Raw genomic sequence first — 18,110 nt, forward strand, 5'->3', positions numbered from 1 at the left:
TTGCCGGAGAATGGCAGCAGATCGCTGCACAATGTCCGTCAAGTCTCACATTGACACTCTGGGGCAAAATAGACCGGCGTCCCGGCTGGCTGGAATTTATCGCTATGCATACAGCTACTGTCGGGGCATACGCTTTACAGACGGCGGTGAAACGCCTGTCACAATCACACTAAACAAAGAGTACGGAACCCACTCATGGATATTCGTAAGATTAAAAAACTGATCGAGCTGGTTGAAGAATCAGGCATCTCTGAACTGGAAATTTCTGAAGGCGAAGAGTCAGTACGCATCAGCCGTGCAGCACCTGCCGCAAGTTTCCCGATGATGCAACAAGCTTACGCTGCACCAATGATGCAGCAGCCAGCTCAGTCTAACGCAGCCGCTCCGGCGACCGTTCCTTCCATGGAAGCGCCAGCAGCAGCGGAAATCAGTGGTCACATCGTACGTTCCCCAATGGTTGGTACTTTCTACCGCACCCCAAGCCCGGACGCGAAAGCGTTCATCGAAGTGGGTCAGAAAGTGAACGTGGGCGATACCCTGTGCATCGTTGAAGCCATGAAAATGATGAACCAGATCGAAGCAGACAAATCCGGTACTGTGAAAGCAATTCTGGTCGAAAGTGGACAACCGGTAGAATTTGACGAGCCGCTGGTCGTCATCGAGTAACGAGGCGAACATGCTGGATAAAATTGTTATTGCCAACCGTGGCGAGATTGCATTGCGTATTCTTCGTGCCTGTAAAGAACTGGGCATCAAGACTGTCGCAGTGCACTCCAGCGCGGATCGCGACCTAAAACACGTATTACTGGCAGATGAAACGGTCTGTATTGGCCCTGCTCCGTCAGTAAAAAGCTATCTGAACATCCCGGCAATCATCAGCGCCGCTGAAATCACTGGCGCAGTAGCAATCCATCCGGGTTACGGCTTCCTTTCCGAAAACGCCAATTTTGCTGAGCAGGTTGAACGCTCTGGCTTTATCTTCATCGGCCCGAAAGCAGACACCATTCGCCTGATGGGTGACAAAGTGTCGGCAATTGCCGCGATGAAAAAAGCTGGCGTCCCTTGTGTACCGGGGTCTGACGGCCCGCTGGGCGACGATATGGATAAAAACCGCGCCATTGCTAAACGCATTGGTTACCCGGTAATTATCAAAGCTTCCGGCGGCGGCGGCGGTCGCGGTATGCGCGTAGTGCGCAGCGACGCTGAACTGGCGCAATCCATCTCCATGACGCGTGCGGAAGCGAAAGCTGCTTTCAGCAACGATATGGTTTACATGGAGAAATACCTGGAAAATCCTCGCCACGTCGAGATTCAGGTACTGGCGGACGGCCAGGGCAACGCTATCTATCTGGCTGAACGTGACTGCTCCATGCAGCGCCGTCACCAGAAAGTGGTCGAAGAAGCGCCAGCACCGGGCATTACCCCGGAACTGCGTCGCTACATTGGCGAACGTTGTGCCAAAGCGTGTGTTGATATCGGCTATCGCGGAGCAGGTACTTTCGAATTCCTGTTTGAAAACGGCGAATTCTATTTCATCGAAATGAACACCCGTATTCAGGTAGAACACCCGGTTACTGAAATGATCACCGGCGTTGACCTGATCAAAGAGCAGTTGCGTATCGCTGCCGGTCAACCGCTGTCGATCAAGCAAGAAGAAGTTCATGTTCGCGGCCATGCGGTGGAATGCCGTATCAATGCCGAAGATCCAAACACCTTCCTGCCAAGCCCGGGCAAAATCACCCGTTTCCACGCACCTGGCGGTTTTGGCGTACGTTGGGAGTCTCATATCTACGCTGGCTACACCGTGCCGCCGTACTATGACTCAATGATCGGCAAACTGATTTGCTACGGTGAAAACCGTGATGTGGCGATTGCACGCATGAAGAATGCGCTGCAGGAGCTAATCATCGACGGTATCAAAACCAACGTTGATCTGCAGATCCGCATCATGAACGACGAGAACTTCCAGCATGGTGGCACTAACATCCACTATCTGGAGAAAAAACTCGGTCTTCAGGAAAAATAAGACTGCAACAGCGTCAAAAGGCCGGATTTTCCGGCCTTTTTTATTTCTGGGGATCGGCAAGCCCCATAAGGTACAATCCCCGCTTTCTTCACCCATCAGGGACAAAAAATGGACACTCGTTTTGTTCAGGCCCATAAAGAGGCGCGCTGGGCGCTGGGGCTGACCCTTTTGTATCTGCTTGTTTGGTTAGTGGCTGCTTACTTACCTGGCGTTGCCCCCGGTTTTACCGGTTTTCCGCGCTGGTTTGAGATGGCCTGCATCCTGACGCCGCTGCTGTTTATTGGACTGTGCTGGGCGATGGTGAAATTTATCTATCGCGATATTCCGCTGGAGGATGACGATGCAGCTTGAAGTGATTCTACCGCTGGTCGCCTATCTGGTGGTGGTGTTCGGGATTTCGGTTTATGCGATGCGTAAACGGAACACGGGCACTTTCCTGAATGAGTATTTCCTCGGCAGCCGCTCTATGGGCGGTATTGTGCTGGCGATGACGCTCACCGCAACCTATATCAGCGCCAGTTCGTTTATCGGCGGACCCGGCGCTGCTTATAAATACGGGCTGGGCTGGGTATTGCTGGCGATGATTCAGCTACCTGCTGTCTGGCTTTCGCTCGGTATTCTCGGCAAGAAGTTCGCTATTCTCGCGCGCCGCTACAATGCGGTAACGCTGAACGATATGCTGTTTGCCCGCTACCAGAGCCGTTTGCTGGTGTGGCTGGCGAGTTTGAGTTTGCTGGTAGCATTCGTTGGTGCAATGACCGTGCAGTTTATCGGCGGTGCGCGTCTACTGGAAACCGCTGCTGGCATTCCTTATGAAACCGGCCTGCTGATTTTCGGCATCAGTATTGCGTTGTATACCGCCTTTGGTGGCTTTCGCGCCAGTGTGCTGAACGACACTATGCAAGGGCTGGTGATGCTGATTGGCACCATTGTGCTACTGGTCGGCGTGGTCCATGCTGCTGGCGGCTTAAGCAACGCAGTAGAGACGCTACAATCCATTGATCCGCAACTGGTAACACCACAAGGCGCTGATGATATTCTGTCGCCTGCCTTCATGACTTCGTTCTGGGTTCTGGTGTGCTTTGGGGTGATTGGCCTGCCGCATACCGCGGTGCGCTGTATCTCTTATAAAGACAGCAAAGCGGTACATCGGGGGATCATCATCGGTACAATTGTGGTGGCGATCCTGATGTTTGGTATGCATCTGGCTGGCGCGTTAGGCCGCGCGGTGATCCCTGATCTCACCGTGCCGGATCTGGTGATCCCAACGTTGATGGTAAAAGTGTTGCCGCCGTTTGCTGCCGGGATCTTCCTTGCCGCCCCAATGGCCGCGATTATGTCGACGATCAATGCCCAATTGCTGCAAAGTTCCGCTACGATCATTAAAGATCTCTATCTGAATATCCGTCCGGAACAAATGCAAAACGAGACGCGTCTGAAGCGGATGTCGGCGGTGATTACGTTGGTTCTCGGCGCGTTGCTGCTGCTTGCCGCCTGGAAGCCGCCAGAAATGATCATCTGGTTAAATTTGCTGGCCTTCGGTGGTCTTGAAGCCGTCTTCCTGTGGCCATTGGTGCTGGGCCTTTACTGGGAACGCGCTAACGCCAAAGGCGCGCTAAGCGCGATGATCGTCGGCGGCGTGCTGTATGCCGTACTTGCAACCCTAAATATTCAGTACCTGGGCTTCCACCCTATCGTGCCCTCGTTACTGCTAAGTTTGCTGGCTTTCCTGGTCGGAAACCGTTTCGGTACATCCGTCCCGCAAGCTACCGTTTTGACTACTGATAAATAAAGAGTTTTGCCATGCCTTGGATCCAACTGAAACTGAACACCACCGGCGCGAATGCAGAAGATCTTAGCGATGCGCTGATGGAAGCCGGTGCCGTTTCTATCACTTTTCAGGATACCCACGATACGCCAGTGTTTGAGCCACTGCCGGGCGAAACTCGCCTGTGGGGCGACACCGATGTGATTGGTCTGTTTGACGCAGAAACAGACATGAATGAAGTTGTGGCGATTCTGGAAAACCATCCGCTACTCGGCGCGGGCTTCGCGCATAAAATCGAGCAACTGGAGGATAAAGACTGGGAACGCGAGTGGATGGATAATTTCCACCCGATGCGCTTTGGCGAACGTCTGTGGATCTGTCCAAGCTGGCGCGATGTACCAGACGAAAATGCTGTCAACGTGATGTTAGATCCGGGTCTGGCGTTTGGTACGGGCACTCATCCAACCACCTCTCTGTGCCTGCAATGGCTCGACAGCCTCGATTTAACCGGTAAAACGGTCATCGACTTTGGCTGTGGTTCCGGCATTCTGGCTATCGCGGCGCTGAAGTTGGGCGCAGCAAAAGCTATTGGTATTGATATCGACCCACAGGCCATTCAGGCCAGCCGCGACAATGCTGAACGTAATGGTGTTTCTGATCGACTGGAACTCTATCTCCCGAAAGATCAGCCTGAAGCAATGAAGGCCGACGTGGTGGTCGCTAACATTCTCGCAGGCCCGTTACGTGAACTGGCGCCGTTAATCAGCGTCCTGCCGGTTTCAGGCGGTTTACTGGGCCTTTCCGGTATCCTGGCAAGCCAGGCAGAGAGCGTTTGTGACGCGTATGCCGATAGCTTCACGCTCGACCCGGTTGTGGAAAAAGAAGAGTGGTGTCGCATTACCGGTCGTAAGAATTAACCTTCACAATGCGGCATAGTGGTGTAGCGCGAAGTGCGAGCAACATCACAAAAGGCACGTGAATTTGCTGATTATTTGAGCAAATTCACGTGCCTGAATTTTCATTCATAAAGAAAAATTGAGAACTTACTCAAATTTCTTTGAGTGCAAATTTTAGTCACTTGTTTCTAATGTGATGATTTTTATGACTAATTATTCCGCGGCGTTCATTTTAAATGCAATTCTTTGATCCATCTCAGAGGATTGGTCAAAGTTTGGCCTTTCATCTCGTGCAAAAAATGCGTAATATACGCCGCCTTGCAGTCACAGTATGGTCATTTCTTAACTCATGCGCATCGGACAATATCAGCTCAGAAATCGCCTGATCGCAGCGCCCATGGCTGGCATTACAGACAGACCTTTTCGGACGTTGTGCTACGAGATGGGAGCCGGATTGACAGTATCCGAGATGATGTCTTCTAACCCTCAGGTTTGGGAAAGCGACAAATCTCGTTTACGGATGGTGCACATTGATGAACCCGGTATTCGCACCGTGCAAATTGCCGGTAGCGATCCGAAAGAAATGGCGGATGCTGCACGTATTAACGTGGAAAGCGGTGCCCAAATTATTGATATCAATATGGGTTGCCCGGCTAAAAAAGTGAATCGCAAGCTCGCAGGCTCAGCCCTCTTGCAGTACCCGGATGTCGTTAAATCGATCCTTACCGAGGTCGTCAATGCAGTGGACGTTCCTGTCACTCTGAAGATTCGCAGCGGTTGGGCGCCGGAACACCGTAACTGCGAAGAGATTGCCCAACTGGCTGAAGACTGTGGCATTCAGGCTCTGACCATTCATGGTCGTACACGCGCCTGTTTGTTCAATGGAGAAGCTGAATACGACAGTATTCGGGCAGTTAAGCAGAAAGTTTCCATTCCGGTTATCGCGAATGGCGACATTACTGACCCGCTTAAAGCCAGAGCTGTGCTCGACTATACAGGGGCGGATGCCCTGATGATAGGCCGCGCAGCTCAGGGAAGACCCTGGATCTTTCGGGAAATCCAGCATTATCTGGACACTGGGGAGTTGCTGCCCCCGCTGCCTTTGGCAGAGGTTAAGCGCTTGCTTTGCGCGCATGTTCGGGAACTGCATGACTTTTATGGTCCGGCGAAAGGTTACCGAATTGCACGTAAACACGTTTCCTGGTATCTCCAGGAACACGCTCCAAATGACCAGTTTCGGCGCACATTCAACGCCATTGAGGATGCCAGCGAACAGCTGGAGGCGTTGGAGGCATACTTCGAAAATTTTGCGTAAACAGAAATAAAGAGCTGACAGAACTATGTTCGAACAACGCGTAAATTCTGACGTACTGACCGTTTCTACCGTTAACTCTCAGGATCAGGTAACCCAAAAACCCCTGCGTGACTCGGTTAAACAGGCACTGAAGAACTATTTTGCTCAACTGAATGGTCAGGATGTTAATGACCTCTATGAGCTGGTACTGGCTGAAGTAGAACAGCCCCTGTTGGACATGGTGATGCAATACACCCGTGGTAATCAGACCCGTGCTGCGCTGATGATGGGCATCAACCGTGGTACACTGCGTAAAAAACTGAAAAAGTACGGCATGAACTAATTCAGGTTAGCTAAATGCTTGATTAAAAAGGCGCTACTCGGCATGGGGAAGCGCCTTTTTTATAGGCGTCACAAAGGGAGTGACCATGAGAACAGGATGTGAACCCACCCGGTTTGGCGATGAAACAAAAACGATCATTCAGGGTGATGCATTAGCCGAGCTAAAAAAAATCCCCACCGGGAGCATCGATCTGATCTTTGCCGACCCGCCTTATAACATCGGCAAAAATTTTGATGGTCTGATCGAAGCATGGAAAGAAGATCTGTTTATTAACTGGCTATTTGAAGTGATTGCAGAGTGCCACCGCATCCTTAAAAAACAGGGCTGCATGTACATCATGAACAGCACCGAAAACATGCCCTTTATCGATATCCAGTGTCGCAAACTTTTTACCATCAAAAGTCGCATCGTCTGGTCATATGACAGTTCTGGGGTACAGGCGAAGAAACACTACGGCTCCATGTACGAACCTATCCTGATGATGGTGAAAGACGCAAAGAACTACACATTTAACAGCGATGCTATTCTGGTAGAAGCCAAAACCGGATCGCAGCGCGCGTTGATCGATTATCGTAAAAATCCTCCGCAGCCTTACAATAATCAAAAAGTACCGGGCAACGTCTGGGATTTTCCGCGCGTGCGTTATTTGATGGATGAATATGAAAACCATCCGACGCAAAAGCCGGAAGCATTGCTGAAACGCATTATTCTCGCCTCTTCAAACCCTGGAGATATCGTTCTCGACCCGTTTGCGGGCAGTTTTACCACCGGCGCGGTCGCCGTCACAACCGGGCGAAAATTCATTGGTATTGAGATTAACAGCGAGTACATCAAGATGGGGCTCCGACGACTGGGTATCGCGTCACATTACTCCGTGGAAGAGCTGGCGAAAGTAAAAAAAAGAAAGACCGGCAACCTGTCAAAACGATGCCGGGTCAGCGAAGTTGACCCCGATCTCATTGCAAAGTAAAGGAAGTGTAAGCCTGGTTTTCAGATTATTCATTTCGTGTATATTTCCTGCCAGACTTGGTTAAACATGCACAGGCTCAGGTAATGATTCGCAAGTATTGGTGGCTCGTCGTTTTCGCTGTCTCCGTTTTTCTGTTTGATACTTTACTGATGCAATGGATTGAGCTGTTGGCTACAGAAACAGACAAATGCCGCAATATGAATTCGGTTAATCCACTTAAACTGGTTAACTGTGACGAACTGGATTTCTACAACAGAATGTAAGCTTATACGATATCTAATTCATTTGTTTTATGAATTAGTTTTGCTACATTTTTATCTGGTATGAACATTCTTAATACGTTATCGACTAAGGCGGGTGCGTGTTTATAAAGATCGTAACCCGCCATATTCATTAACCAGTTTTTGACAATTCCGCAGAAAGCACCCTCAATAATAATCATCACTACATCTAAATCGAGATTATTTTCCACACAGCCTTGTTGCTGACATGCCTGCAATATTTCGCGCAGAATCTGCGGATTAAACCCCATCTTCTCGCGTATTACGGCCTCTGCCAGCATCTCATCATTAAATTCACATTTGTGATATAAAATTTGCAGTAATGCTTGTTGGCGTGGAATTTCGGCAATATATTGCAAGCCAACAATCAGTTTTTCACGCAATTGCTGAAACGGGTTATGCTCTGCCCCTGCCGTCAACCGCTCCTGAATTAACTCCCGCAATGAAGGCTGTTGCAGCCACATCTCATTAAACAGTTGGGTCTTGTTTTCGAAATGCCAGTAGATAGCGCCACGCGTGACGTTGGCAGCATCAGCGATATCATTGAGCGTCGTCTTGCTTACACCATGCTGCGCAAACTGGGCGATGGCGGTTTCAATCAGTTCTTGCCGGGTCTTCAGAGCTTCAGCTTTGGTTCTTTTTGCCATGATTAATTATTCAGGAAATAAATACATTAGACATAAAGGAAATAATGAAAGGTAATGTATCACCCAATATTTATTTATACGAGAGGCTAAAATTCACCTGCTATAAATCGTCAAATAAACAAAATCCATTATTGACGTAGAATACATTTATTTAATGAATGTACGTTTCAATTTGCGTCAAAACAATTCCTCTCCCTTCAATTCACATCAAAACAAAACATTAGAACACGAATCTATTTTTGTGTTTATGTGCCTTGAGAGGCCAGTATTCATAACTATTTATTACATCGCCGGACGATAATTTGTAGGATAGCGAACTGTATTTTTATTTCTGCGAGTTAACGCGTTGCCTTTTTCTGGCAAATAACGCGCTTTTGTTTTTTTGAGGAATAGTAATGACGAAATATGCCAGGTTTTTCCTCCTGCCCCCCTTTATCATGATCTCCGCAGCGTTAATCGCGGGTTGCAACGATAAGGGAGAAGAGAAAGTTCACGTCGGTGAACCGCAGGTTACCGTTCATGTTGTGAAAACTGCCCCGTTAGAAGTTAAAACTGAATTACCTGGCCGTACCAACGCTTTCCGTATTGCCGAAGTTCGCCCACAGGTTAACGGGATCGTACTAAATCGTAATTTCACTGAAGGCAGCGATGTGCAAGCAGGTCAGTCCCTGTACCAGATTGATCCAGCGACCTATCAGGCAAGTTATGACAGTGCGAAAGGTGAACTGGCGAAAAGTGAAGCCGCCGCTTCCATCGCGCATTTGACGGTAAAACGTTACGTTCCGCTCGTGGGCACAAAATACATCAGTCAGCAGGAGTACGATCAGGCCATTGCTGATGCCCGCCAGGCCGATGCCGCCGTGATTGCCGCAAAAGCCACGGTCGAAAGCGCCCGCATCAATCTCGCTTATACCAAAGTAACCGCGCCAATTAGCGGACGTATCGGCAAATCGACTGTGACCGAAGGTGCTCTCGTCACTAACGGGCAAACGACTGAACTGGCGACTGTCCAGCAACTCGATCCTATCTACGTCGATGTGACCCAATCAAGCAACGATTTCATGAGACTGAAGCAGTCCGTAGAGCAAGGAAATTTACATAAGGAAAACACCACCAGCAACGTAGAGCTGGTCATGGAAAACGGTCAAACTTATCCCCTGAAAGGCACACTGCAATTCTCCGATGTGACCGTGGATGAAAGCACTGGTTCCATAACCCTACGTGCGGTTTTCCCTAACCCACAGCATACGCTTCTGCCGGGTATGTTTGTGCGCGCCCGGATTGATGAAGGTGTACAACCTGATGCCATTCTTATTCCGCAACAAGGCGTCAGCCGCACACCGCGTGGCGATGCAACCGTGCTGATTGTGAATGAGAAAAGTCAGGTTGAAGCGCGTCCAGTCGTTGCCAGCCAGGCGATTGGCGATAAATGGTTAATTAGCGAAGGGCTGAAATCTGGCGATCAAGTCATTGTCAGCGGTCTGCAAAAAGCGCGTCCGGGAGAACAGGTTAAAGCCACGACCGATACCCCCGCAGATACTGCGTCGAAGTAAGGCAATCAGACATGGCAAACTTTTTTATTCGACGACCGATATTTGCATGGGTGCTGGCCATTATTCTGATGATGGCAGGCGTACTGGCGATCCTACAATTACCTATCGCCCAATACCCAACCATTGCGCCGCCTGCGGTTTCTGTTTCGGCAAACTATCCGGGTGCTGATGCACAGACCGTACAGGATACGGTGACGCAGGTTATCGAACAGAATATGAATGGTATCGATAACCTGATGTATATGTCCTCCACCAGCGATTCCGCCGGTAGCGTAACAATTACCCTCACTTTCCAGTCAGGGACAGATCCAGATATCGCGCAAGTCCAGGTGCAGAACAAACTCCAACTTGCCACGCCGTTGCTGCCGCAGGAAGTTCAACAACAGGGGATTAGCGTTGAAAAGTCCAGTAGCAGTTATTTGATGGTGGCAGGTTTTGTCTCTGATAATCCCAGTACCACTCAGGACGATATCTCGGACTATGTGGCCTCTAACGTTAAAGATACGCTTAGCCGCCTGAATGGCGTTGGTGACGTGCAACTCTTTGGCGCACAGTATGCGATGCGTATCTGGCTGGACGCCGACCTGCTAAACAAATATAAACTGACACCGGTTGATGTGATTAACCAGTTGAAAGTGCAGAACGATCAGATAGCTGCCGGGCAACTGGGCGGAACACCAGCGTTGCCTGGGCAACAGTTGAACGCCTCGATTATTGCTCAGACCCGGTTAAAAAATCCGGAAGAGTTCAGCAAAGTCACCCTGCGCGTGAACAGCGACGGTTCAGTGGTTCGCCTGAAAGATGTCGCCCGTGTTGAGCTTGGTGGTGAAAACTATAACGTCATCGCCCGTATCAACGGTAAACCGGCAGCGGGTCTGGGTATTAAACTAGCCACTGGCGCGAACGCCCTCGATACGGCGAAAGCCATTAAGGCGAAACTGGCAGAATTACAGCCATTCTTCCCGCAGGGAATGAAGGTTCTCTACCCTTATGACACCACGCCATTCGTCCAGCTTTCTATTCACGAAGTGGTAAAAACGCTGGTTGAAGCCATTATCCTGGTGTTTCTGGTGATGTATCTGTTCTTGCAGAATATGCGAGCAACGCTGATCCCCACCATTGCTGTGCCCGTAGTGCTGTTAGGGACGTTTGCCATCCTCGCCGCTTTTGGTTACTCCATCAACACACTAACAATGTTTGGAATGGTGCTTGCCATCGGGCTGCTCGTCGATGATGCGATAGTGGTGGTAGAGAACGTCGAGCGCGTGATGATGGAGGATAATCTCCCGCCAAAAGAAGCGACGGAAAAATCGATGTCGCAAATTCAGGGCGCACTGGTGGGTATTGCGATGGTGCTGTCAGCGGTTTTTATTCCGATGGCATTCTTCGGCGGTTCCACAGGGGCAATTTATCGCCAGTTTTCTATCACCATTGTTTCGGCAATGGCGCTTTCCGTACTGGTGGCATTGATTCTCACCCCTGCATTATGCGCAACGCTACTCAAACCAGTCTCTGCCGAACATCACGATAAAAAGAGCGGTTTCTTCGGCTGGTTTAATACCACTTTCGATCATAGCGTTAACCACTATACCAATAGCGTTGGCAAAATCCTCGGTTCCACAGGGCGATATTTACTGATCTATGCGCTGATAGTTGCCGGAATGGTAGTGTTGTTTTTACGTCTCCCTTCTTCCTTTTTGCCGGAAGAAGATCAGGGGGTCTTTCTGACCATGATTCAACTTCCTGCTGGCGCGACGCAAGAGCGGACGCAAAAAGTGTTGGATCAAGTGACGGATTACTATCTGAAGAACGAGAAAGCGAACGTTGAAAGCGTCTTTACGGTTAACGGATTTAGCTTCAGCGGCCAGGCACAAAACGCCGGGATGGCCTTCGTCAGCCTGAAACCGTGGGAAAAGCGTGGTGGCGATGAAAACAGCGCGGAAGCAGTTATCCACCGTGCCAAAATGGAGCTGGGCAAGATCCGCGACGGTTTTGTCATTCCGTTCAATATGCCAGCCATTGTTGAACTGGGCACAGCAACGGGATTCGACTTTGAGTTAATCGATCAGGCCGGTCTGGGGCACGATGCCCTAACCCAGGCCCGCAACCAGTTGCTTGGTATGGCGGCGCAACATCCTGACAGCTTAGTCAGTGTACGTCCCAATGGTCTGGAAGATACCGCGCAGTTCAAACTTGAAGTTGACCAGGAAAAGGCACAGGCATTAGGCGTTTCGCTTTCTGATATCAATCAGACCATTTCTACGGCGTTGGGCGGAACTTACGTTAACGACTTCATCGACCGTGGACGGGTAAAAAAAGTGTACGTTCAGGCTGATGCAAAATTCCGTATGCTGCCAGAAGATGTCGATAAACTTTATGTCCGCAGCGCCAACGGTGAAATGGTGCCATTCTCTGCCTTTACCACTGCACATTGGGTGTATGGTTCTCCGCGACTGGAACGCTACAACGGCCTGCCTTCAATGGAGATTCAGGGGGAAGCCGCGCCAGGAACCAGTTCCGGTGATGCGATGGCGCTGATGGAAAATCTTGCGTCAAAATTACCTGCCGGCATTGGTTATGACTGGACGGGGATGTCGTATCAGGAACGCTTATCGGGTAACCAGGCTCCTGCCCTGGTAGCAATCTCCTTCCTGGTGGTTTTCCTGTGCCTTGCGGCGCTCTATGAAAGCTGGTCAATTCCCGTCTCGGTTATGCTGGTCGTGCCATTAGGGATTGTCGGTGTACTGCTGGCTGCAACACTCTTTAATCAGAAAAATGACGTTTATTTTATGGTGGGCTTGTTAACGACAATTGGCTTATCAGCCAAAAACGCCATTTTGATTGTTGAGTTCGCCAAAGACCTGATGGAGAAAGAAAGTAAAGGCGTTATCGAAGCAACGCTAATGGCGGTGCGCATGCGTCTGCGACCTATCCTGATGACATCCCTCGCATTTATACTCGGCGTGTTGCCGCTGGCTATCAGTAACGGTGCCGGGAGCGGCGCTCAGAACGCAGTGGGTATCGGTGTAATGGGTGGCATGGTCTCTGCAACATTGCTGGCTATTTTCTTCGTGCCGGTGTTCTTTGTCGTGATCCGCCGTTGCTTCAAAGGGTAAATCAGAAACATAAAGGCGTCTTCGACGCCTTTTAAATTTTCTGGAAAAATGAGAATAATTAATAGGATAAGCATTATTTTTTCTATAACCAGCAACTCATTTGCACCTTCTCCCTTCACTATTTTTACAATTCACATAATTTGTCATTATTCATCCTAAAAGAATTATAACTACCAATGATAAAATAATATCCAGATCGTTAATAAGAGAATTCACTTATTAAGCGATAGCGTTATTATTGAGGTAACATCATGAAAAGATTAATTTCTGTGGCATTGCTCACCGCATTGCTGGCGGGTTGTGCTCACGATTCCCCTTGCGTTCCGGTTTATGACGATCAGGGCCGTCTGGTTCACACCAATACCTGTATGAAAGGTACGACGCAGGATAACTGGGAAACTGCCGGAGCTATTGCTGGCGGGGCAGCGGCTGTCGCTGGCCTGACAATGGGGATTATTGCTCTGTCAAAATAACTGAACAGAGCGCGGACTTCCGCGCTCTGTTTAACGATACAGAATCTTTCTATACGTTAAACATTGCTATATTCCGCTGGCTAATTCCCTTTTAATTAAGCATTTTATCTCGTCGCTTGCCTTTCTATCGAAATAACGCATGAATTTATTTTTCAATAACATCATCCCTTCTGATACTCACGCTAATAATCATTATTCTGCTTAGTAAAATACGCGTAAATATTTTGCGCCAAAATGTGGCGCATGTTTCATTTTCGCACCATTGCGGGGCGCTGTTTCTATTATTTCCTGTCTACACTCTGCTTATTGCGTCGCGGAATCGTGCGCAAAAACTGGCACTACTTTTGCTTATAAGAGGATGGCCACAGACAGGTAAAAAACGTTTCCCAAACGTTCTATAACGATAATTTTCGCCTTACAGGAAGCATTATGAAAAAGATGATGATAGCCACACTGGCTGCCGCCAGCGTGCTGCTTGCCGTTGCAAATCAGGCGCATGCTGGCGCGACGCTCGATGCTGTAAAGAAAAAAGGTTTTGTGCAATGCGGGATCAGCGACGGATTACCGGGGTTCTCTTATGCTGATGCAGACGGTAAGTTTTCTGGTATTGATGTTGATGTTTGTCGTGGTGTTGCCGCTGCTGTATTTGGCGACGACACGAAAGTGAAATATACGCCGCTCACCGCAAAAGAACGCTTTACTGCATTGCAATCCGGAGAAGTGGACTTACTCTCCCGTAATACGACCTGGACTTCATCTCGCGACGCAGGCATGGGAATGGTATTTACTGGCGTCACTTATTACGACGGCATTGGTTTCCTGACACATGACAAAGCAGGGTTAAAAAGCGCGAAGGAACTTGATGGCGCAACTGTCTGTATTCAGGCGGGTACGGATACCGAACTCAACGTTGCCGATTACTTCAAGGCAAACAATATGAAGTACACGCCAGTGACTTTCGATCGCTCTGACGAATCCGCGAAGGCACTGGAGTCTGGTCGCTGCGATACTCTGGCTTCGGATCAATCACAACTGTATGCCTTGCGTATCAAATTAAGTAACCCTGCCGAATGGATTGTTCTGCCGGAAGTTATCTCTAAAGAACCGCTTGGCCCGGTGGTTCGTCGTGGCGATGACGAATGGTTTTCTATTGTGCGCTGGACCCTGTTCGCCATGCTGAATGCTGAAGAGATGGGCGTTAATTCACAGAACGTCGATGAAAAAGCAGCAAATCCGGCAACACCAGATATGGCGCACCTACTGGGTAAAGAAGGCGATTACGGTAAGGATCTGAAACTGGATAACAAGTGGGCCTACAACATCATCAAACAGGTAGGTAATTACTCGGAAATTTTTGAGCGCAACGTCGGCTCCGAAAGTCCGCTGAAAATTAAACGGGGTCAAAATAACCTCTGGAATAACGGTGGCATCCAATATGCACCGCCCGTGCGTTAAGTAAGTGTGAGGTAACGAGCGTCGCTACAGCGGCGCTCTCTTTAGCGTTATGGTTTTCGAGGTTTCTATGTCTCATCGCCGCCCAACTGTTAAAGGCTCACTCTCCTTTGCCAACCCTGTGGTTCGCGCCTGGTTATTCCAAATCCTTGCCGTTGTTGCCGTCGTCGGCATTGTTAGTTGGCTATTTCACAATACCGTGACGAATCTAAGCAATCGTGGCATTACATCAGGGTTTGCCTTTCTTGATCGTGGCGCTGGCTTCGGTATCGTCCAGCATTTGATCGATTACCAGCAGGGCGATACCTACGGACGCGTTTTTATTGTCGGTTTGCTCAATACGCTACTGGTTTCAGCATTGTGTATTGTGTTCGCTTCTGTTCTGGGCTTCTTTATTGGATTAGCGCGACTTTCAGAGAACTGGTTACTGCGAAAGTTATCCACAATTTATATTGAGATCTTCCGTAATATTCCGCCGCTGTTGCAAATCTTCTTCTGGTACTTTGCCGTGTTGCGCAATTTGCCCGGACCGCGACAGGCAGTGAGTGCGTTTGATCTGGCCTTTTTGAGCAATCGCGGGCTTTACATTCCCTCACCGCAACTGGGAGATGGATTTCTTGCGTTTATCGTGACCGTTGTGATGGCTATAGCCATTTCTGTTGGGCTATTTCGCTTCAACAAAACGTACCAGATAAAAACCGGTCAACTACGTCGCACATGGCCTGTCGCCGCTGTGATGATCATTGGTTTACCTTTGCTGGCGCAATGGCTTTTTGGCACAGCACTTCACTGGAACATTCCAGCCCTACAAGGGTTTAACTTCCGCGGTGGTATGGTGCTGATCCCTGAACTGGCTGCCTTAACGTTGGCGCTTTCGGTCTATACCTCTGCATTTATCGCTGAGATTATCCGCGCAGGGATTCAGGCTGTGCCTTATGGCCAACACGAAGCAGCCCGATCGCTGGGATTACCCAATACTGTCACACTACGTCAGGTGATTATTCCGCAGGCGCTGCGGGTGATTATTCCTCCGTTAACCAGCCAGTATCTCAACATCGTCAAAAACTCTTCTCTTGCCGCCGCTATTGGCTATCCGGATATGGTTTCACTGTTTGCCGGCACCGTGCTTAACCAGACCGGGCAGGCCATCGAGACGATAGCCATGACCATGTCGGTCTATCTGATTATCAGCCTGACTATCTCACTGCTGATGAATATCTATAACCGCCGTATCGCAATCGTTGAACGCTAAGGAGTCATGATGACGAAAGTATTGCTGTCTCATCCCCCGCGCCCGGCGAACCATAACCCAAGCCGCGTTATAGTTTGGGCGCGCAAAAATCTGTTCTCAAGCTGGAGTAATAGTCTGCTGACCATTGGTTGCCTGTGGCTGATGTGGGAATTGATTCCACCGTTGCTGAACTGGGCTTTTTTGCAGGCTAACTGGGTTGGGTCAACCCGCGCAGACTGTACAAAAGCAGGTGCCTGCTGGGTCTTCATCCACGAGCGATTTGGCCAGTTTATGTATGGGCTTTACCCACACGACCAACGCTGGCGAATTAATCTGGCATTACTGATTGGCCTGATTTCGATTGCACCAATGTTCTGGAAAATACTCCCCCATCGCGGTCGCTATATTGCGGTATGGGCGGTGATTTACCCGCTTATTGTCTGGTGGCTAATGTATGGTGGTTTTCTTGGTCTTGAGCGAGTTGAAACCCGGCAATGGGGTGGGCTAACACTTACTTTGATTATTGCATCAGTTGGGATTGCAGGGGCGCTGCCGTGGGGGATTTTATTGGCGTTAGGCCGCCGTTCTCATATGCCGATTGTGCGTATCTTATCCGTCATTTTTATCGAGTTCTGGCGTGGCGTACCGCTGATCACCGTGTTGTTTATGTCGTCAGTGATGCTGCCGTTATTTATGGCAGAAGGCACCAGCATCGACAAACTGATCCGTGCATTAGTCGGAGTGATCCTGTTCCAGTCCGCTTATGTTGCGGAAGTGGTGCGAGGTGGATTGCAGGCGCTCCCCAAAGGTCAATATGAAGCTGCAGAGTCGCTGGCGTTGGGTTACTGGAAAACCCAGGGACTGGTTATTCTGCCACAGGCACTAAAACTGGTTATTCCAGGGCTGGTAAACACCATCATCGCACTATTCAAAGATACTAGTCTGGTGATCATTATCGGGTTGTTCGATCTTTTCAGTAGCGTTCAGCAGGCAACCGTTGATCCCGCCTGGTTGGGCATGTCGACCGAAGGGTACGTCTTCGCTGCACTGATCTATTGGATCTTCTGTTTCAGTATGTCGCGTTATAGCCAACATCTGGAAAAACGTTTTAACACCGAGCGTACACCGCATTGAGGACACTATGAGCCAAATTTTACTGCAACCTGCTAACGCGATGATTACGCTGGAAAATGTTAACAAATGGTATGGGCAATTCCATGTCCTGAAGAATATAAATTTAATCGTGCAACCGGGGGAACGAATCGTTCTGTGTGGCCCTTCTGGTTCCGGGAAATCGACAACCATCCGTTGTATTAATCACCTGGAAGAACATCAACAGGGAAGAATCATAGTGGATGGCATCGAACTTAACGAAGATATCCGCAATATTGAGCGTGTCAGGCAAGAAGTAGGAATGGTCTTTCAACATTTCAATCTCTTCCCACATCTGACCGTTTTACAGAACTGTACCCTGGCGCCGATTTGGGTACGCAAGATGCCGAAGAAAGAGGCTGAAGCTCTGGCGATGCATTACCTTGAGAGAGTACGAATTGCCGAACATGCACAGAAGTTTCCCGGACAGATATCCGGTGGTCAGCAGCAACGCGTTGCCATAGCTCGTTCACTCTGCATGAAACCCAAGATCATGTTGTTTGATGAACCCACGTCGGCGCTCGATCCGGAGATGGTGAAAGAAGTGCTGGATACGATGATTGGACTGGCACAGTCAGGTATGACAATGCTGTGTGTAACGCATGAGATGGGATTTGCCCGCACTGTTGCTGACAAGGTCATTTTTATGGATCGCGGAGAGATTGTTGAGCAGGCCGCGCCGGATGAGTTTTTTGCACATCCGAAATCGGAACGCACGCAGGCGTTTTTATCGCAGGTAATCCATTAAATTGGATATGGTTTCAAAATGCAAAAAGGCCATCCTTTCGGATGGCCTTCTGCTTTATTTGATGTCTGGCAGTTCCCTACTCTCGCATGGGGAGACCCCACACTACCATCGGCGCTACGGCGTTTCACTTCTGAGTTCGGCATGGGGTCAGGTGGGACCA

17 protein-coding genes and 1 rRNA gene are annotated in these 18,110 nt (G+C 49.4%); 16 read left to right on the top strand and 2 right to left on the bottom strand.

All coding sequences use genetic code 11. The features are described from left to right. The first annotated feature begins 195 nt into the window (after positions 1-195). The 9 genes from accB (at position 196) to A1WG_RS15025 (ending at position 7,560) form a co-directional block, all read left to right on the top strand. Positions 196-666, top strand: a complete 471-nt coding sequence (accB, locus tag A1WG_RS15065; RefSeq protein ID WP_000354618.1) for an acetyl-CoA carboxylase biotin carboxyl carrier protein — start codon at positions 196-198, stop codon at positions 664-666. Between the two features lie 10 nt (positions 667-676). Beyond that, positions 677-2,026, top strand: a complete 1,350-nt coding sequence (gene accC / locus A1WG_RS15060) for an acetyl-CoA carboxylase biotin carboxylase subunit (RefSeq protein WP_000884623.1) — start codon at positions 677-679, stop codon at positions 2,024-2,026. Between the two features lie 108 nt (positions 2,027-2,134). Beyond that, positions 2,135-2,377, top strand: coding sequence for a YhdT family protein (locus A1WG_RS15055; RefSeq protein ID WP_000381177.1), 243 nt, complete (start codon positions 2,135-2,137; stop codon positions 2,375-2,377). Next, complete coding sequence (gene panF / locus A1WG_RS15050) at positions 2,367-3,818, top strand: sodium/pantothenate symporter (RefSeq protein WP_001175693.1); 1,452 nt, start codon at positions 2,367-2,369, stop codon at positions 3,816-3,818. Before A1WG_RS15055 ends, panF begins: the two co-directional genes overlap by 11 nt. An 11-nt stretch (positions 3,819-3,829) precedes the next feature. Continuing rightward, positions 3,830-4,711, top strand: a complete 882-nt coding sequence (prmA, locus tag A1WG_RS15045; RefSeq protein WP_001517191.1) for a 50S ribosomal protein L11 methyltransferase — start codon at positions 3,830-3,832, stop codon at positions 4,709-4,711. Positions 4,712-5,039: 328 nt separating this feature from the next. Beyond that, a complete protein-coding gene (gene dusB, locus A1WG_RS15040) occupies positions 5,040-6,005 on the top strand; it encodes a tRNA dihydrouridine synthase DusB (protein WP_024191912.1) in 966 nt (321 codons plus the stop codon). Between the two features lie 25 nt (positions 6,006-6,030). After that, positions 6,031-6,327, top strand: a complete 297-nt coding sequence (fis, locus tag A1WG_RS15035; protein ID WP_000462905.1) for a DNA-binding transcriptional regulator Fis — start codon at positions 6,031-6,033, stop codon at positions 6,325-6,327. An 85-nt stretch (positions 6,328-6,412) separates the two neighbouring features. After that, complete coding sequence (yhdJ, locus tag A1WG_RS15030; protein WP_001258882.1) at positions 6,413-7,297, top strand: adenine-specific DNA-methyltransferase; 885 nt, start codon at positions 6,413-6,415, stop codon at positions 7,295-7,297. 83 nt (positions 7,298-7,380) lie between these two features. Beyond that, positions 7,381-7,560 carry a DUF2556 family protein gene (locus A1WG_RS15025; RefSeq protein WP_001517193.1) on the top strand — a complete coding sequence of 60 codons (180 nt, stop codon included), beginning with the start codon at positions 7,381-7,383 and terminating at the stop codon, positions 7,558-7,560. A 2-nt stretch (positions 7,561-7,562) separates the two neighbouring features. Here the strand turns inward: A1WG_RS15025 and envR are convergent, their stop codons facing one another. Next, on the bottom strand, positions 7,563-8,225 hold the full coding sequence (gene envR / locus A1WG_RS15020; protein ID WP_001129527.1) for an acrEF/envCD operon transcriptional regulator: 663 nt from the start codon (positions 8,223-8,225) through the stop codon (positions 7,563-7,565). Positions 8,226-8,620: 395 nt separating this feature from the next. On the opposite strand from envR, the gene acrE reads away from it, so the two are divergent. The 7 genes from acrE (at position 8,621) to A1WG_RS14985 (ending at position 17,950) form a co-directional block, all read left to right on the top strand. Next, on the top strand, positions 8,621-9,778 hold the full coding sequence (gene acrE, locus A1WG_RS15015; RefSeq protein WP_001517194.1) for a multidrug efflux RND transporter periplasmic adaptor subunit AcrE: 1,158 nt from the start codon (positions 8,621-8,623) through the stop codon (positions 9,776-9,778). A gap of 11 nt (positions 9,779-9,789) precedes the next feature. Beyond that, positions 9,790-12,894, top strand: a complete 3,105-nt coding sequence (gene acrF / locus A1WG_RS15010; protein ID WP_001273298.1) for a multidrug efflux RND transporter permease subunit AcrF — start codon at positions 9,790-9,792, stop codon at positions 12,892-12,894. A 251-nt stretch (positions 12,895-13,145) separates the two neighbouring features. Then, complete coding sequence (locus tag A1WG_RS15005) at positions 13,146-13,367, top strand: lipoprotein (RefSeq protein WP_000825670.1); 222 nt, start codon at positions 13,146-13,148, stop codon at positions 13,365-13,367. Between the two features lie 429 nt (positions 13,368-13,796). Beyond that, the gene (locus tag A1WG_RS15000; protein ID WP_000738562.1) at positions 13,797-14,822 is read left to right on the top strand and encodes an amino acid ABC transporter substrate-binding protein; all 1,026 of its coding nucleotides are present in this window, start codon (positions 13,797-13,799) and stop codon (positions 14,820-14,822) included. A 67-nt stretch (positions 14,823-14,889) separates the two neighbouring features. Then, positions 14,890-16,071 carry an amino acid ABC transporter permease gene (locus tag A1WG_RS14995; protein WP_000019641.1) on the top strand — a complete coding sequence of 394 codons (1,182 nt, stop codon included), beginning with the start codon at positions 14,890-14,892 and terminating at the stop codon, positions 16,069-16,071. Positions 16,072-16,080: 9 nt separating this feature from the next. Beyond that, complete coding sequence (locus tag A1WG_RS14990) at positions 16,081-17,184, top strand: amino acid ABC transporter permease (RefSeq protein ID WP_001517195.1); 1,104 nt, start codon at positions 16,081-16,083, stop codon at positions 17,182-17,184. Between the two features lie 7 nt (positions 17,185-17,191). Next, entirely contained in the window at positions 17,192-17,950 is a 759-nt protein-coding gene (locus A1WG_RS14985) for an amino acid ABC transporter ATP-binding protein (protein ID WP_001517196.1), read from the top strand. A 63-nt stretch (positions 17,951-18,013) separates the two neighbouring features. Here A1WG_RS14985 and rrf read toward each other — a convergent pair. After that, positions 18,014-18,110: ribosomal RNA gene (gene rrf / locus A1WG_RS22645) — 5S ribosomal RNA — on the bottom strand; the annotation flags it as partial.

Source organism: Escherichia sp. KTE96, from assembly GCF_000408525.1.
GTDB lineage: Bacteria > Pseudomonadota > Gammaproteobacteria > Enterobacterales > Enterobacteriaceae > Escherichia > Escherichia marmotae.

What these genes read in the sequence shown, in the direction of transcription:
- accB (WP_000354618.1), top strand. Translation starts at nt 196, where the DNA reads ATGGATATTCGTAAGATTAAAAAACTGATCGAGCTGGTTGAAGAATCA.
- accC (WP_000884623.1), top strand. Translation starts at nt 677, where the DNA reads ATGCTGGATAAAATTGTTATTGCCAACCGTGGCGAGATTGCATTGCGT.
- A1WG_RS15055 (WP_000381177.1), top strand. Translation starts at nt 2,135, where the DNA reads ATGGACACTCGTTTTGTTCAGGCCCATAAAGAGGCGCGCTGGGCGCTG.
- panF (WP_001175693.1), top strand. Translation starts at nt 2,367, where the DNA reads ATGCAGCTTGAAGTGATTCTACCGCTGGTCGCCTATCTGGTGGTGGTG.
- prmA (WP_001517191.1), top strand. Translation starts at nt 3,830, where the DNA reads ATGCCTTGGATCCAACTGAAACTGAACACCACCGGCGCGAATGCAGAA.
- dusB (WP_024191912.1), top strand. Translation starts at nt 5,040, where the DNA reads ATGCGCATCGGACAATATCAGCTCAGAAATCGCCTGATCGCAGCGCCC.
- fis (WP_000462905.1), top strand. Translation starts at nt 6,031, where the DNA reads ATGTTCGAACAACGCGTAAATTCTGACGTACTGACCGTTTCTACCGTT.
- yhdJ (WP_001258882.1), top strand. Translation starts at nt 6,413, where the DNA reads ATGAGAACAGGATGTGAACCCACCCGGTTTGGCGATGAAACAAAAACG.
- A1WG_RS15025 (WP_001517193.1), top strand. Translation starts at nt 7,381, where the DNA reads ATGATTCGCAAGTATTGGTGGCTCGTCGTTTTCGCTGTCTCCGTTTTT.
- envR (WP_001129527.1), bottom strand. Translation starts at nt 8,225, where the DNA reads ATGGCAAAAAGAACCAAAGCTGAAGCTCTGAAGACCCGGCAAGAACTG.
- acrE (WP_001517194.1), top strand. Translation starts at nt 8,621, where the DNA reads ATGACGAAATATGCCAGGTTTTTCCTCCTGCCCCCCTTTATCATGATC.
- acrF (WP_001273298.1), top strand. Translation starts at nt 9,790, where the DNA reads ATGGCAAACTTTTTTATTCGACGACCGATATTTGCATGGGTGCTGGCC.
- A1WG_RS15005 (WP_000825670.1), top strand. Translation starts at nt 13,146, where the DNA reads ATGAAAAGATTAATTTCTGTGGCATTGCTCACCGCATTGCTGGCGGGT.
- A1WG_RS15000 (WP_000738562.1), top strand. Translation starts at nt 13,797, where the DNA reads ATGAAAAAGATGATGATAGCCACACTGGCTGCCGCCAGCGTGCTGCTT.
- A1WG_RS14995 (WP_000019641.1), top strand. Translation starts at nt 14,890, where the DNA reads ATGTCTCATCGCCGCCCAACTGTTAAAGGCTCACTCTCCTTTGCCAAC.
- A1WG_RS14990 (WP_001517195.1), top strand. Translation starts at nt 16,081, where the DNA reads ATGACGAAAGTATTGCTGTCTCATCCCCCGCGCCCGGCGAACCATAAC.
- A1WG_RS14985 (WP_001517196.1), top strand. Translation starts at nt 17,192, where the DNA reads ATGAGCCAAATTTTACTGCAACCTGCTAACGCGATGATTACGCTGGAA.